The sequence below is a fragment of the Streptomyces sp. NPDC049585 genome (assembly GCF_040675615.1).
Lineage (GTDB): Bacteria > Actinomycetota > Actinomycetes > Streptomycetales > Streptomycetaceae > Streptomyces > Streptomyces luteosporeus.
Window position 1 is genome coordinate 1 of the sequence record NZ_JBFAPE010000006.1, and the last position, 13,521, is coordinate 13,521.

The 13,521-nt window shown below is 72.6% G+C and carries 13 protein-coding genes and 1 tRNA gene; 5 read left to right on the forward strand and 9 right to left on the reverse strand.

Annotated features, from left to right (window positions below; genetic code table 11):
• Positions 1-633: 633 nt before the first annotated feature.
• Both AB0K17_RS09105 and AB0K17_RS09110 read right to left on the reverse strand, forming a co-directional pair.
• Complete coding sequence (locus tag AB0K17_RS09105; protein WP_365967159.1) at positions 634-1,275, reverse strand: GNAT family N-acetyltransferase; 642 nt, start codon at positions 1,273-1,275, stop codon at positions 634-636.
• A gap of 43 nt (positions 1,276-1,318) precedes the next feature.
• Entirely contained in the window at positions 1,319-2,137 is an 819-nt protein-coding gene (locus AB0K17_RS09110) for an NAD(P)H-binding protein (protein WP_365967158.1), read from the reverse strand.
• 70 nt (positions 2,138-2,207) lie between these two features.
• Between AB0K17_RS09110 and AB0K17_RS09115 the strand changes: the two genes are divergently transcribed.
• Positions 2,208-2,624 (forward strand): helix-turn-helix domain-containing protein, encoded by a 417-nt coding sequence (locus tag AB0K17_RS09115; RefSeq protein ID WP_365967157.1) that lies wholly within the window; start codon positions 2,208-2,210, stop codon positions 2,622-2,624.
• Between the two features lie 137 nt (positions 2,625-2,761).
• Here the strand turns inward: AB0K17_RS09115 and AB0K17_RS09120 are convergent, their stop codons facing one another.
• A complete protein-coding gene (locus AB0K17_RS09120) occupies positions 2,762-3,238 on the reverse strand; it encodes an RICIN domain-containing protein (protein ID WP_365982614.1) in 477 nt (158 codons plus the stop codon).
• 223 nt (positions 3,239-3,461) lie between these two features.
• Positions 3,462-3,533: transfer RNA gene (locus AB0K17_RS09125), tRNA-Val, on the reverse strand.
• Positions 3,534-3,690: 157 nt separating this feature from the next.
• On the opposite strand from AB0K17_RS09125, the gene AB0K17_RS09130 reads away from it, so the two are divergent.
• The 3 genes from AB0K17_RS09130 to AB0K17_RS09140 all read left to right on the forward strand — a co-directional run bounded on the left by AB0K17_RS09130 (position 3,691) and on the right by AB0K17_RS09140 (position 6,117).
• Positions 3,691-4,458: a DUF4097 family beta strand repeat-containing protein gene (locus AB0K17_RS09130; protein ID WP_365982615.1), complete on the forward strand. Its 768-nt coding sequence runs from the start codon at positions 3,691-3,693 to the stop codon at positions 4,456-4,458.
• A 130-nt stretch (positions 4,459-4,588) separates the two neighbouring features.
• Complete coding sequence (locus tag AB0K17_RS09135; RefSeq protein WP_365967166.1) at positions 4,589-5,887, forward strand: hypothetical protein; 1,299 nt, start codon at positions 4,589-4,591, stop codon at positions 5,885-5,887.
• Between the two features lie 14 nt (positions 5,888-5,901).
• Positions 5,902-6,117, forward strand: a complete 216-nt coding sequence (locus AB0K17_RS09140) for a zinc ribbon domain-containing protein (protein ID WP_365967154.1) — start codon at positions 5,902-5,904, stop codon at positions 6,115-6,117.
• Positions 6,118-6,129: 12 nt separating this feature from the next.
• Here the strand turns inward: AB0K17_RS09140 and AB0K17_RS09145 are convergent, their stop codons facing one another.
• The 4 genes from AB0K17_RS09145 to AB0K17_RS09160 all read right to left on the reverse strand — a co-directional run bounded on the left by AB0K17_RS09145 (position 6,130) and on the right by AB0K17_RS09160 (position 11,493).
• On the reverse strand, positions 6,130-6,792 hold the full coding sequence (locus tag AB0K17_RS09145) for an O-methyltransferase (RefSeq protein WP_365967153.1): 663 nt from the start codon (positions 6,790-6,792) through the stop codon (positions 6,130-6,132).
• A gap of 113 nt (positions 6,793-6,905) precedes the next feature.
• On the reverse strand, positions 6,906-7,703 hold the full coding sequence (locus AB0K17_RS09150; protein WP_365967152.1) for an HAD family hydrolase: 798 nt from the start codon (positions 7,701-7,703) through the stop codon (positions 6,906-6,908).
• A complete protein-coding gene (locus AB0K17_RS09155) occupies positions 7,700-10,294 on the reverse strand; it encodes a phosphoribosyltransferase domain-containing protein (RefSeq protein WP_365982616.1) in 2,595 nt (864 codons plus the stop codon). The genes AB0K17_RS09150 and AB0K17_RS09155 overlap by 4 nt, the downstream gene beginning before the upstream one ends.
• Positions 10,291-11,493 carry an HpcH/HpaI aldolase/citrate lyase family protein gene (locus AB0K17_RS09160; RefSeq protein WP_365982617.1) on the reverse strand — a complete coding sequence of 401 codons (1,203 nt, stop codon included), beginning with the start codon at positions 11,491-11,493 and terminating at the stop codon, positions 10,291-10,293. The genes AB0K17_RS09155 and AB0K17_RS09160 overlap by 4 nt, the downstream gene beginning before the upstream one ends.
• 212 nt (positions 11,494-11,705) lie before the next feature.
• Between AB0K17_RS09160 and AB0K17_RS09165 the strand changes: the two genes are divergently transcribed.
• Positions 11,706-12,644 (forward strand): TerD family protein, encoded by a 939-nt coding sequence (locus AB0K17_RS09165; RefSeq protein WP_365982618.1) that lies wholly within the window; start codon positions 11,706-11,708, stop codon positions 12,642-12,644.
• 54 nt (positions 12,645-12,698) lie between these two features.
• Here the strand turns inward: AB0K17_RS09165 and AB0K17_RS09170 are convergent, their stop codons facing one another.
• The gene (locus AB0K17_RS09170) at positions 12,699-13,442 is read right to left on the reverse strand and encodes a Tellurium resistance (protein ID WP_365967148.1); all 744 of its coding nucleotides are present in this window, start codon (positions 13,440-13,442) and stop codon (positions 12,699-12,701) included.
• Positions 13,443-13,521: the final 79 nt, after the last annotated feature.

The window sequence follows — 13,521 nt, forward strand, 5'->3', positions numbered from 1 at the left end:
GCTGTTGTGGGCCGTCGTGTGGTGGGGACTGGGCTGGCACTTCCCCGGTTTCTGGACGATCGCGGCGAAGCTGTCGTTCAAGGTGGGAATCCTCGTACTCGTGGCGCTGGTGGCCGCCCTGGCGGTGCTGGTGGGCGCCGTCGCCAGGATCGTGGACCGGTTCCGCTCGTGAACCCGCCGGGCCCGCCCTTAGGCCGTGTCCGGCGGATCATGCAGTGCCCCGTAGGGGCGCGGGGCGGTGTCGATCTGCGGCTGCCGCCGCGTGGGCGCGATCAGCCAGCGATGGCCTGCAGTCGACGCGCCGGGGGCGAAGCGCGGCACCCCATCTGCGGGCGCGTCGTGGCTTGTCGCGCCCACGCGGCGGCAGCCGCAACATCGACACCGCCCCGCGCCCCTGACGGGGCGCCGTGGTGGCTGCGTGACGAAGATCCGCCGGACACGGCCTAGCACCCCTCCAGGGGCGTGGACCAGCGCCGATCTGCGGCCGTTCTGCGGCTGTCGCCGCGTGGACGTGATCGGCCACCGGCGGCCTGCAGCCGACGCACACGGCACTTCGTCTGCGGGCGCGTCGTGGCTTGTCGCGCCCACGCGGCGGCAGCCGCACATCGACACCGCCCCGCGCCCCTGGCGGGTCTACGGCTCGTACCAGAGGCTCGCCATCGGCGAGTGGGTGGTCCAGCCCAGCGAGGTGTAGAGCTGCCGACCCTCGGGCGTGCCGACCAGGACGCCGGTGCGGGCGCCGGCCTCGTGCGCGGCGTTCTGCAGCGTACGCATCACGAGGCTGCCCAGGCCTCGGCGCCGGTGGTCGGGTGAGGTCTCTATCTGGTCGGCGATGGCGGTGGCGCCCGAGCCGCGGGCGATCTGGCCGCGGGCGGCGAAGTGGCCGTCGGTGGTGCGGACGAGGACGCGGACGACGTCGCCGCGGGTCCAGGTGGTCACCGTGTACCCCGCCGGCACGGCGGGCCGTTCGGCCTGCAGCGGGCAGGTCATCAGGAAGCCGGGCTGGTCGAAGCGCCACCCCGGTCCGACCCACGGCCGGATCTCGTCGTCCTCGGCGAACAGCTTCAGCCAGGTCCAGGGGGCGGCGGTGCCCTCGGCGAGCTTACGGACCGTCATCTCGTCGGGCCGGGGCACGACATGGCGCCAGACGTGCCGGGTCTGGCCGACGTCGATGCTCCAGCCCCAGGGTTCCCCGACCGGATCCGCCGCGCCGCGCGAGACGACCCAGCCGTCGATCCATGCCTGCACGAGCTCGTCGATTCTCGTGTCCGTCATGCACATCCCCCGATATGTAATAAGCCCTGACTGAAGTTACACCTTACATATCAGGTCGTGCGGCGGCCAGGTACGCGTCCAGCGGCGAGAGGGGATCGCGTCGAAGGAGCGTGCGCAGGGCGTTGTTCGTGATGCCGGAGCCGTCGAGGAAGCCACCGGCGATCGCCGAGTACGTGCCCACCAGCATCGGCACCTGGTAGGGCAGCGCCTCGCCGGCCGCGGCGATCGCCTCGCGGGTCGCCGCCAGCGCGCCGGGCCGGTAGGAGGAGCCGGTGGCGGCGGCCAGGTCCGCGCCGCCCAGGGGGCGTTCGCCCACGAGCTCGTACACCTTCCCCGCATGGGCGGCGGGCGCCGCGACGACGGCGGCCGCGACCGCCGCGAGGTCCGCGCGGGCCACGGCGGCCAGGCGGCCCTCGCCGAGGGGCGCGGTGATCACGCCGTCGGGTCCGGGGGCGGCGATGCCCGCGAGGAACTCCGCATAGAGCCCGTTGCGCAGGATCGTCCACTCCAGGCGGCCACGCTGCAGGCGGCGTTCGGTCCAGCGGTGGGCAAGCGCGTACGGCAGGTGGTCGCCGTCGCCGCTGAGGCTGGTGTAGACGACGTGCCGCACGCCCGCCCGCTCGGCCGCGCCGATCGCCGCGTCGTGGCGGGCGATGACGACGTCGTCCTCCCCGTAGCCGGCGGATATGAGCAGCAGGGTGTCGACGCCGGCGAAGTCGAGCGAGGACGGGTCGTCGAAGTCGACGCGCCGTTCGGCGGCGGAGCGGGGGGCGCGGGTGCCGAGCACGACGTCGTCCCGCCCGGCCAGTTCGCCGGCCACCAAAGCGCCCAGCGCGCCGCCCGCGCCACTGACAAGAATCATGGGATGTGCCTCCTGAGCTGTGTGTTTCCATCATCGGGAGGAGATCGCGACCACGTAAGGAGGCACATTGATGTCAGTAGGGCACACCGGGGTAACCACCCCGGCCCGGGACGAGCCCGTGATCGTCTGCGACACGCCGCAGGACGAGTGCGGGGTGCGGGACGTGCTGGACCGGCTGGGCGACAAGTGGTCCGTCTACGTGATCGTCGAACTCGCCTCGGGCATACGGCGCTTCAAGGAGCTCCAGCGCGCCATCCCCGGCGACATCTCACAGCGCATGCTCACCCTCACCGTGCGGCGCCTGGAGCGGGACGGGCTGGTGAGCCGGACCGTCCACCCCACCGTCCCGCCGCAGGTCGAGTACGAGCTGACGGAGCTGGGGCACAGCCTCACCCACCTGGTGAAAGCCCTGGCGGACTGGTCGATCGCCCACCGCCCCGCCATCGCCGCCGCCCGCGCGGCGTGGGACGCCGCCGAGGACCGCTGACGCCGCAGGCCAGGCGCTTCGCCCGGTCGGCCTCCTCACCGGCCGCTGACCGAATCCCACCGGCCCAGGCGAACAGAAGAGCCCCGGAGCCGATGGCTTCGGGGCTTTTCGCTGCGCACGTATGGCGCGCCTCGACGTCAGCCGATGGAGCTGGTGTTCCACCGCTGGGTGGCGTAACCCACGTAATTCCACTGCTGGGCGGGCGCACCGTTGTCGGTCGAGGAGTCCGCTATCTCGACCGCCTTGTTGGTGCCGTAGTTGATGATCTTTCCACCGCCCACGATCCAGGCCTGGTTCCTGGCGCCCGCGACACAGCCCCACACCTGGATGCGAGCACCGTTGCGCGTGTCGCCGTCGGCCACCTCAAGGCACATGTCGGAAAAGCGGTTCCTGATCTGGAGGTATCCGCTGACGGGGGACTTGTAGAAGAACCACTGACTGCCCTCCTGACCACGGCAGTCCCACTGCTGGACCCGAGCCCCGTTCTCGTGGCTGGAGTTCTCCACCTCCAGGCACTTGCCGCTGTTCTGGTTCCGGAGCTCGATGTAGTCGGTCGCCTGGCTCGTCCCCGGCGTCAGCACCATCAGAGAACCGGCGGCCGCAATGACGGCCACAGCCTTCCCCATCTTCTTCGCAATCACTGCGAACCCCCCTGAGAAATGCAGAAAACAAACGCTGCAGAAATAAAGAAAACCCACCCGAAACCGGCCTACCGGCCGGCAGTGCGGCAACTATAACCGAACCATGATCATCAGGCTGTGACCCCGCCCACGAAAAAGGCCCCTCGTCCGTTCGGGACGAGGGGCCTCGACAGCTGCGCTGCAGCCGTTGCCTGGGTGGGCGCAGACGGGTTCGAACCGCCGACATCTGCTTTGTAAGAGCAGCGCTCTACCGCTGAGCTATGCGCCCTGGCATGAGTGGACAGCCTACCTTGCCCCACCCCGGTCCCCGCAAACCACACATCGGGGGTTATCCCCACCCCGATCCGGGAGCCGGCCGGATCCCCGCCCGGGGCGGGATCTCCTACGGTCGCCGTGTTGCCGTCCTCGTGCCGAACGGAGATCCCATGGCTGCCCGCGCGACCCGCGCCGTACGACTCGCCGTACGACTGTCCGCCCTGGTCGCAGGGGTGCTGGTGCTCGCCGGGTGCGGCTCGGTCGATCCGGACGACGCGGCGCTGCAGGAGCGGGTGTTCTCCGTGGCCGGGCGGGAGCTGACCGTCGACAGCGACAACTCCGCACTGGAGCTGGTGCCCACCGATGCCCGGCAGGTGAAGGTCACCCGGTGGTTCCGCGGGTGGGCACTGGGCGGGGCCGCCCGGGTGAGCTGGGACGTGCGGGGGGACACGCTCAGGCTGCGCATGCACTGCACCGGCATCACCGTGCGGTGCGCGGCCCGGCACCGGATCGAGGTGCCGCGGGCGCTGGCGGTCACCGTTAGGAGCACCAACGGGCCTGTCGGCGCCCGGGGCTTCGCCGGGCACCTGGCCGTCAGGACGACCAACGGTGCCGTGCGCGTGCGGGAGGCCAGCGGCGCGCTGGCGTTGCGGACGACCAACGGGACCATCGAGGCGAAGGCCGTCGGCTCGCCGACGATCAGCGCGGCCAGCCGCAACGGCGCGATCCGGATCAGCACCGACCGTGTCCCCGACCGCGTCGAGACGCGCAACGGCAACGGTTCCACCCGCATCGCCCTGCCCCGCGCCCCGTACAAGGTGGACGCCGGTTCGCGCAACGGCAGCGTCACCGTCGGTGTGCCGCGCGACGGGGCGAGTGCGCACGCCGTCACCGCGCGCGGCGGCAACGGGGACGTCGAGGTGCGCGACCTGGGCTGACCCCGCAGCCGCAACCCGGGCTGCGACAATGGCCCTCCCGGACCTGGGGCGATCCAACGGGAGAGGCAGAGGGCAAGTGAGAGGGACCGTCGCACGTACCGCGCTGGCCGCCGCCGTCCGGGAGACCGCCATGGTGGTCCTGCTGCCACTGCCCCTGATCGCCCTCGCCGCCGCCTTCGCCGGCGGCGGCACCCGCCGCTGGGGCTGGGGCCGCGGGGAGAACAACCGGGCGCAGGCGCAGGAGGCGAAGGACGCGGCCGCGGCGGCGTTCTACGAGCTGGACACCGCCCAGCGCGACCTGCGGATCTCCATCGAGACGATCACGGCCGCCGACTCCTCGCCCGCCGCCCGCAAGGCGGCCGCCGACTTCGAGGCGTTCGGCCGGCGCATAGACGAGGTCTCCGCCACGTACATCACGGCCGTCGACGCCCACGACCTCGACCGCGACGACCTGGAGCCCGGGGCCGCCGCGCGCGCCCGCACCGAGCTGACCCGGGCCAAGGACGAGCTGGTGCGCGCCAAGGCCGACCTGGACCGCTTCGCGCAGTCCCTCGGCCCGCTGCTGACCCGCGCCGAGAACGAGCTGGCGCAGCTCGCGCCCGCCGTCGAGCGGGCCCGGCAGCAGCTGCGGGCCGCGACCGGCGCCCTGGACGGCGCGCGGGAGGCGGGCCTGCGGGCCGACGACCTCGCGGCCCGGCTGGCCGCCCTGGCCCCCGAGCTGACCAGGCTCAACGAGGGCGCCGGCCGGCACGGCGTACGCGAGACCCTGCAGCGCGCCGAGCACGTGCAGCGGGAGGCGGAGGCGGTCCGCGAGGAGGCCGAGCGGCTGCCGCAGAAGGCCGCGGAGATCGACAAGCGGCTGGTTTCCCTGCGCACCCGCGCCCAGGCGCTGACCACGCGAGCGGCCGGCGTGGCCCCCGTGCTCAGCGAGCTGCGCCGCCGCTACAGCGCCGCCTGCTGGCAGGACCTGCAGCAGGTGCCGGACGAGGCCGAACGGGCCGTCTCCCAGGCCGAGCAGAAGCTGGCGCAGGCCCGCACCGCCCGGGACGAGCAGCGCTGGGCCGACGCCACGGCGCTGCTGGCGACCGTACGGGCCCTGCTCAACGCCACCGACGAGGGCGTCTCGGCGGCCGGGGAGCGGCTGCGCCGGCTGGACGAGGTGTCCTTCGACCACACCGGGGAGGTCGAGCGCACGCGCTTCGCCCTGCGCGACGCCCAGCGCCTGGCGATGGCCGGGCGCAGCACGCCCGACCCCCGGCACGCGCGCCCGCTGGACGAGGGGGTGGCCCGGCTGGAGCGGGCGGTCGAGGGGCTGCAGGGCCGGCACCCGGACTGGTGGCACTTCCTGACCGAGACGGAGGCGGTACGGCGCACGGCCGCCCGCGTGGTGCAGGAGATCCGGGACGAGCGCGGGGCCGGGCGGGGCTGACTTATCCTGCCGCCATGCCTCGTTACGAATACCGCTGCAAGGCCTGTGGCGACACCTTCGAGCTGAACCGGCCGATGGCCGAGTCCTCGGCGCCCGCCACCTGCCCGGACGGGCACACCGACACCGTGAAGCTGCTCTCGACGGTCGCCGTCACCGGCACCTCGTCCTCCGCCCCCGCCACACCGCGCGCGGGCGGCGGCGGTTGCTGCGGGGGCGGCTGCTGCGGCTGACCGGCTCCCGGATCAGGCCTTGCGGGCGAGCGTGAGACCGTCCGCGACCGTGAGCATCACCGACTCCATCCGCCGGTCGGCGGCGACGTGCGCGTTGAACACGCGCATCGCCGCCCCCGGCCCGTCCGTCACCGTGGGGTCGGCCGCCTGGCCGGCGAAGAGCACGTTGTCGGCGACGATCAGCCCTCCCGGGCGCAGCCGGGGCACGATCTCCTCCCAGTAGTCGACGTAGCCGTCCTTGTTCGCGTCGAGGAAGGCCAGGTCGATGTGCGGCTCGGCGGGCAGGGCGCGCAGCGAGTCGAGGGCGGGCGCGATGCGCAGCTCGATGCGGTCCGTCACCCCGGCCTTGGCCCACGCCTCGCGGGCGTGGGCCGTCCACTCCTGCGAGACGTCCAGCGTCAGCAGGCTGCCGCCGGGCGGCAGCGCCTGCGCCATGGCCAGCGCGGACAGGCCGGTGAACGTGCCGACCTCCACGACGTGGCGGGCGCCGGTGAGCCGGACGAGGAAGGCCAGCAGGGGCGCCTGCTCCCGGGCCACCTGCTTGATCGCGTGATCGGGGAAGAGCGTGTGGGTGGACTCGACGAGGGCGCTCTGCACGGGATCCAGCGGCGGATTGTGGGCGAGCACGTAGTCGTACAGCTCGGGCGTGAGCGGCGGGCTCTTGATCTCGGTCATGCGATCTCCTGGTCGGACGACTGGGCGACTAAACGACTGGACGAGCACAACAACACTGATGCGGTCCCGAGCGTAGCCCCGGCCCTCGGCCTTCGGCCTTCGGCCCTCGACCCTCAGCCTTCGCCGAACGCCCGCACGATCTCCTCCCCCGCTGCCACACCCCGCGCGGTCAGCGCGGTGACGTGCGGTGCCGTCCAGCCGATGTCGGCCAGCTCGCCGTGGCCGGGCCGCCAGGCGCGGTCGGCGGCCAGCAGCAGGTCGGCATCCAGCAGCGAGTCGCCGGCGGCGAGGATGCGTTCGGCGCCGGTGCGCCGGGCCACCTCGGCGACCGCCGCGCTCTTGGTGAGCGGCTTGGGGACGGCGTACAGCTTGCGGCCCTGCACCGAGACCGTCCAGCCCCGCTCCTGCGCCCAGGCGGCCAGTTCCTTCACCCAGGCGTCCGGCAGCAGGGGGCGGTCGACGACCAGGTACGCGAAGAGGCCGGCGGCCGTGCGTTCCTTGAGCAGCCAGGCGGGGTCGGCCGTCCGCACGAGGCGCTCGTGGACCTCGGCCAGCGTGGCGCACTCGGCGTCCAGCGTCCGGCGCACCCGCGCCCGCCAGCCGGCGTCCGGCACTCCGCGCACCAGCAGTTCGCCGCCGTTGGCGCAGATGGCGAACTCCGGCGCCGGGCCGGGCAGGTTGATGCGGGCGTACTGCTCGGGGGTACGGGTGGTGGTGGGGACGAACGTGACCGCGGCGCCCAGCTCGGCCAGGAGCCCGGCCGCGGTCTCCGTCATGTAGGACAGCGGCCGCTGCTCGTAGGTCTCCACGCACAGCAGGCGCGGAGCCCGCTCGTCCGGCATGCCCAGGGCGAGGGCGGCGGTGGAGTAGATCAGCGTGCGGTCGAGGTCGCTCGCGACGAGTACGGTCACGGGGCGGTCACCGACCGGCCGTCGGCACCGGTGGCGCCGCGCGTGTACCGCGGGTGGATCAGGCCGACGCAGCTGTACGGCAGCCCGTCCACCTCCTCCACCGGCACCCCGCGCTGGGCCGCCAGCAGGCGCACATGGTCGAGGTCCGCGCCCGCGCCCCGCCCGGCGAGGATCTTCCAGGGCACACGGCGCAGCAGCACCCGCGTGGTCTCGCCGACGCCCGGCTTGACGAGGTTGACGTCGTGGATGCCGAACTCCTCACTGATGCGCTCGACCGCCTTCCAACCCACCCAGGTCGGCGTACGGTCCGCCGCCGTCAGCTCCTTGACGGCGAGGGCGACGTCCTCCTCCAGGCCCGGGAACCGGGCGGCGACGGCGTCCAGAAACGACCGCGAGACGTCCGCGCCCGCCAGCTCCCGGTAGAACTTCGCACCGTGGAAATCGTGCGGGCCGACCAGGTCGGCACGCAGCACCGTACGCGAAATCAGGCCGGAGACGGTCGAGTTGAGACAGGCGGAAGGGATGAGGAAGTCGTCACGCGTACCGTAGGTCTCCACGCAGTGCCCGGGGTCGGCGAGCACCGCAAGACGCGGGTCGAAGCCCGGGAAGTCGCGCAGTGCCTCGGTCAGTTCGCGGGTGATGGCGCCCTTGCCCGTCCAGCCGTCGACGAAGACGACATCGGCCGGGTCGTGATGGGCGGCCAGCCAGCGCAGGGCATTGGGGTCGATACCGCGACCGCGCACGATCGAGACGGCGTAATGCGGCACGTCCAGGCCGTGCGCGTGACGCGCCCAGCGGCGCATCAGCACGCCCACGGGCGTACCGGCACGGGCCAGCGAGACGAGCACCGGCCGCGGCGACCGCTCCGCCAGCACGGTCTCCGTGACCGTGCCGACGGCCAGCGCGAGGCGCTGCGCGGACGCCTCCAGCGCGGCGTGGTACAGCTCCTGGTAGCGGGCGCTCGGCTGATACTCCACCGGCAGCGACTCCGCATAGTGCGCACCCCCGCTCTGAATGGCCTCCTCCCGCTCCTCGGTCGGCGCCTCCAGCTCCACGGACGACAGATCCTGCAGCAGCCAGCCGACGTCCTCCGGGGCGTAGGAGGAGAAGGAGGGACCACGGAGGGGTTCGGGCATGGGAATGCGGGCCTTCGGTGGGATGTAGGAAGGGACGACGGCGAGCACGACGTGGCCCGTGTGCGCGGCGAGTTGGGCGAGGAGATCGGTGGTGTCCGTGACGTCGTCGGCCACGACGACGACGGTGTCGAAGCCGGCACCGGCGACGTTGTACGCGTACCGGTCGCCCTCGCGCGTGCGGAAGGTGATGCGGGAACGGATCGCGTAGCCGGGGTCGTCGACGGGGTGCACGGGGGAACGGGTGGTGGTGGAGTACGCCACGGTGGCGTCCCCCTTCCCCTCCCCCTCCCCCTCCACGGCGAGCTGCCGCTCCAACGCGTGCGCGAGGCGCAGGGGGGCGTACATCAGCTCCTCGGTGCCGAGTACGAGGACGCGGTGCGGTTCCCTGAGCGGGGGCTGAGCGCCGTCGCCGAGTGCGGCCTCGTGGGCCGGATCGGCATCCCGCCGCGGGGGCTGAGCGCCGTGGCCGTCTGCCGGCCGTGTTGTGCCCACCCGTTCCGCCCCTGCGGAACGACTGCCCACAACACGGCGGAGCTCCTCCGCCATCCCCGGCAGGGCTGCTTCCAGCTCGGCGTGGTGCGCCGCTGTGAAACCGTGACGGCCGCCGTCCGGGAGGTTGGGGGGCCAGGCGAGGGCCACCCGCTGCGCTGGTGGGCAATCGTGCCGCAGGGCGGCACGGGTGGGCACCAGCGCACCCGCAGACGGCGACGGCGTCGCGCCCACCAGCTCCCGGCCCCGCTCCAGCACATCGTGCGGCAGGTGGACCGTTCCCGTGGCCAGGGCCACGACGTCCACCCTCGCGCCGAGTTCCGCCGCGAACGCGTCGAGCGCGGCACGGTCCGCTTCGGACCGTACGTCCACCAGCGCCGCCACCACATACCGCCCCCGCGGATACCGCGCATGCAGTGCCGCAATCGTGTTGCGCACCGTGCGCCCCGTCGAGAACTCGTCGTCGACGAGCACCAGCGGCCCGTCGCCGGCGAGGAATCCGCCGTCCTCCGGCAGGAGCAGGTGGGAGGTCGCGTGGCTGTGCTCCTCCTCGAAGCCTCCGACCGGTTCCACCCCGTGCACCGCGCGCCGCGTGGAGTGCAGATAGGGGGCGGGGCCGAGGCCGTCGGCCACGCAGTGGCCGAGGCCGGTGGCCGTCTCGGCGTAGCCGAGGACGACGGCACGCGCCGCGTCCGCCTCGCCGAGTACGGCCCGTACGCGCCGTCCGAGGTCGAGTCCCGCCCCGTACACCCGTGCCGGTGGGACCGGTACGTGTTTGCCGAGGACGTGGGAGACGAGCAGGTGTGCCCGTTTGGGGTTGTGGCGCAGGGCCAGGCCCAGCAGGTCGCGCAGCCGAGCGGTGTCACCCCGCAGTTCGATGCCCAGCCGGTCCGTGACCCATTGGCCGGACCACACGCCGTTCACTTCGGTCGTCCCCACTCTCGTGCTCGTCGTGCTCGTGCTCATGCGTTGCGGAGCCCCGCGGCCAGCAGTTCCACGAAGCTCACGTCCTCGCGGGCGACGCCGAAGACCTCGGCGCGCAGCATCGTGCGCTCGGCCCAGGCGCGGTGGGGCTTTATCTCGTTCATCTTGTTGGTGTAGGCGGAGCGCAGCACTCCCCCGCCATCGCTTTCCGGCCGCAGGATGTCCTGGGCGTCGGTGTACTCCTCGTGGCTGACGACGGAGAGGGCGTGGACGGGGGCGACGTGCGAGGGGTGGATGCAGGTCTTGCCCTGCAGGCCGTTGGCGCGGTCGAGCTGGATCTCGCGGAGGAGGCCGTCGAGGTCGTGTTCGATGAGGGCGGTGCGCAGGGCCTCGGCGGGGCCGGCGAAGGGGCTGCGGCGCAGCTGGGGCTTGAAGATCCGCTCGGGCTGCGGGAAGTACTCCCACACCGGTCCGGTGACGGTGAAGCCGCTGCCGTCGGCGCGGCCGAGGACGTTGACGGCGTCGGCGATGACGGAGGCGACGAGCTTGACGTCGTAGGCGGTCATGTCGGGTGCCCGGCGCAGCCCGTAGGCGGCGCAGAAGTCGGTGACGCCGAGGCGTAGGGCGAGGACGTGCTCGCGGTACTTGTCGACGGCGCGGTAGACGCCGGCGAGGGCGTCGGTGCGGGTCTCCAGGTGGAGGATCTCGGGGGATTCGAGCACGGGCATGGCGTACAGGCGCCGTCCGCAGGCGGCCTCGGCGGTGGTGAGGGCCTCCAGGAAGGGCAGGCCGCGCTCCTCGGTGAACTTCGGCAGGACGAATCCGGACAGCAGCCGTACTGCGGGGCCGAGGCGGCGGACGAGGTCCTCCACCTGGCCGGGCTCGCGGACGCGGATGAACAGCAGGGGAAGGTCCGGCGCACCGCCGTCGCCGGGAACGTCGCCGGTGGCGTCGTCGGGGCCGGCGGCGAGGTGTTCGAACTGCCGGACGAGGTTCTCCTCGGCGTCCGCCACGTCGGCGTCGTTGATGGAGTCCTCCAGGCACAGCACCATGGACACCACGCCACGTCGCGCCTGCTTTCGGACGTCCTGGGCGAGGGTGGGCCGGGTGGCGGGGGCGTAGAGGGTGGCGCCGAGGGCGACGGCGAGCGTACGGGCGGGGGAAGCAGCGGTGAACTCGCCCGGTTCCCGGTGGAACAGCCCGCTGCGCACCTCCGGTGGAAGGTATCCGAAATGCCTCATAGCTCTCCCCGATTGCCGCGGCCTGCCGGGCGCCGTCCCTCCGGCCGGGCCGGCCAGGAAGTGTGGCCGATTATCGTACGTCCGCGGGTGGGTCAAGAGTTCCCCAAGTACGTGAAAAACTCATGACCTGCGCAAAGCCGTTCGGTAAAGGGGTGTCCGCCGGTGACCCCCTGCGTTGTCCAGGCACCCGGCGGGAAGGCAGGATTGCGGACATGACGCACGCCATGCTGAAGGGGTCGAACATCCCGCTCGAGGCCCCCACCGTGCGGGCCGTCCTGCGCTGGACCCCGGGCCCGGGCGTCCCGGACGTGGACGTCTCCGCGCTGCTGCTGGGGGACGGCGGCCGCGTGCGCTCCGACGAGGACTTCGTCTTCTACAACCAGCCCACCCACCCCTGCGGCCTGGTGCGGCACCTGCCGAAGAAGCGGCTGGTCGAGGGGGCGACGGACTCCGTCGAGGTCGAGGTGGCGCGCCTGGAGACGGCCGTCTCCCGCGTCGTGCTGGCCGCCTCGGCGGACGGCGGCACGTTCGGGCAGGTCGAGGACCTGTGCGTGCTGCTGTACGACGCGGCGCAGCCCGGTGCCGGCACCGCGGAGGCCACGCCCGTCGCGCGCTTCGACGTGCGCCCGGAGACGGGCGACGAGACGGCGATGCTCTGCGGCGAGCTGTACCGGCGCGGGGAGGGCTGGAAGTTCCGGGCCCTGGGCCAGGGGTACGCCACGGGGCTGGTGGGGCTGGCGACGGAGTTCGGCATCACCGTGGAGGAGCCGGAGGAGGGCGCCGAGGACTCGGCGGGCACCCCCGCTCCGGAGGCCGTCGCCCCGCCCGAGCCGGCCGCCACCGGTGCCGCGGGCGAGCCGGCCGGGGGCTACGCCTACCCGCCGCCGCCCACGGCGCCGCCGGCGGTCCCGCCGCCCTCGCAGTCCGTGCCGCTGCCCGCGACGGCGCCCCAGCCGGTGTACGGCTATCCGCAGCCGTACCCGCAGGTGCCGGCGGCCCCCGCGCACCGGCCGGCGTACGGGTATCCGCAGCAGCACCAGTCGCAGCAGACGCCGCCGCAGCCCTCGTACGGCTACCCGCCGCACCAGCCGGTGCCCGACCCGGCCTTCCGGTTGCCGCCGCAGGGGCCGCAGTTCCTGCCGCAGCACTGAGCGGAGCGGCGAGGCGTACGCCGGGCGGACACGGGGTAGGTACAGGGGTTTCGTTCAGACCTTGCTCTTGTACCCCCGGCCCCACTGCAGGCCCCAGCCGTAGAGGCGGTCCAGCTCGGACTGGAAGCCGTAGACGTAGCGCATCTCGCGGCGGACGATCATCTCGCCCTTGATGTTCTCGATCATCAGAACCGCGCAGGAGCGGGCCTCGGGGGCGCGCTCGTTGAGGGCGACCTCCAGGCGCGGGCCGTTGCCGGGGTAGAGGGTGACCATCGCGTGCGTACGGTCGAAGGCCGGGGTCCCGTCATAGATGTAGACGAAGATCAGCAGTCGCTTGAAGTCGTCACGGTGGTCCATGTTGATGTAGATGGTCTCGCCCGAGCCGGAGCCGAAGCGGTCGTCACCGCTGAGCTGAACATACGGCGGCGAGTTGATGCTGCCCAGTATGTTGCCGAGGGGCTGCACTACGCCCTTGGACCCGTCCGCCAGCTCGTACATACAGGCGAGGTCGAGGTCCACGTTGACCATCGCCGGGCCCTGGGCCTGGACGACCTGGGGCGTGAACTTGCGCAGTGGATGGCGCAGGGAGGAGCCGAAGGCGGGGCGCTCGCCGAAGTCCGAGGTGCGCATGCGCCAGGAGAGATTGACCCTCAGATTGCCGGTCACCGCCCCCTGCTTGGTCAGCGAGAACGATGGCCTGCGCTTGGTCAGTTCGACCGCGCCGCTGGTGCCGCCGACGTCGAACTGGCGCGCGGCCGCACTCCCCCAGTTGCCGAAGAACTTCTCCCGGATCCCCATCGCCGAAAACCCCCACAGTGAGCACACATGCCGCGGGGCGGTCATGGAGGATGATCCTCATGACCGCCCCGTGGAGAGG

Coding starts and splice junctions, on each gene's coding strand:
- AB0K17_RS09105 (WP_365967159.1), bottom strand. CDS start 1,275: ATGACGGACACGAGAATCGACGAGCTCGTGCAGGCATGGATCGACGGC.
- AB0K17_RS09110 (WP_365967158.1), bottom strand. CDS start 2,137: ATGATTCTTGTCAGTGGCGCGGGCGGCGCGCTGGGCGCTTTGGTGGCC.
- AB0K17_RS09115 (WP_365967157.1), top strand. CDS start 2,208: ATGTCAGTAGGGCACACCGGGGTAACCACCCCGGCCCGGGACGAGCCC.
- AB0K17_RS09130 (WP_365982615.1), top strand. CDS start 3,691: ATGGCTGCCCGCGCGACCCGCGCCGTACGACTCGCCGTACGACTGTCC.
- AB0K17_RS09135 (WP_365967166.1), top strand. CDS start 4,589: ATGGTGGTCCTGCTGCCACTGCCCCTGATCGCCCTCGCCGCCGCCTTC.
- AB0K17_RS09140 (WP_365967154.1), top strand. CDS start 5,902: ATGCCTCGTTACGAATACCGCTGCAAGGCCTGTGGCGACACCTTCGAG.
- AB0K17_RS09145 (WP_365967153.1), bottom strand. CDS start 6,792: ATGACCGAGATCAAGAGCCCGCCGCTCACGCCCGAGCTGTACGACTAC.
- AB0K17_RS09155 (WP_365982616.1), bottom strand. CDS start 10,294: ATGAGCACGAGCACGACGAGCACGAGAGTGGGGACGACCGAAGTGAAC.
- AB0K17_RS09160 (WP_365982617.1), bottom strand. CDS start 11,493: ATGAGGCATTTCGGATACCTTCCACCGGAGGTGCGCAGCGGGCTGTTC.
- AB0K17_RS09165 (WP_365982618.1), top strand. CDS start 11,706: ATGACGCACGCCATGCTGAAGGGGTCGAACATCCCGCTCGAGGCCCCC.
- AB0K17_RS09170 (WP_365967148.1), bottom strand. CDS start 13,442: ATGGGGATCCGGGAGAAGTTCTTCGGCAACTGGGGGAGTGCGGCCGCG.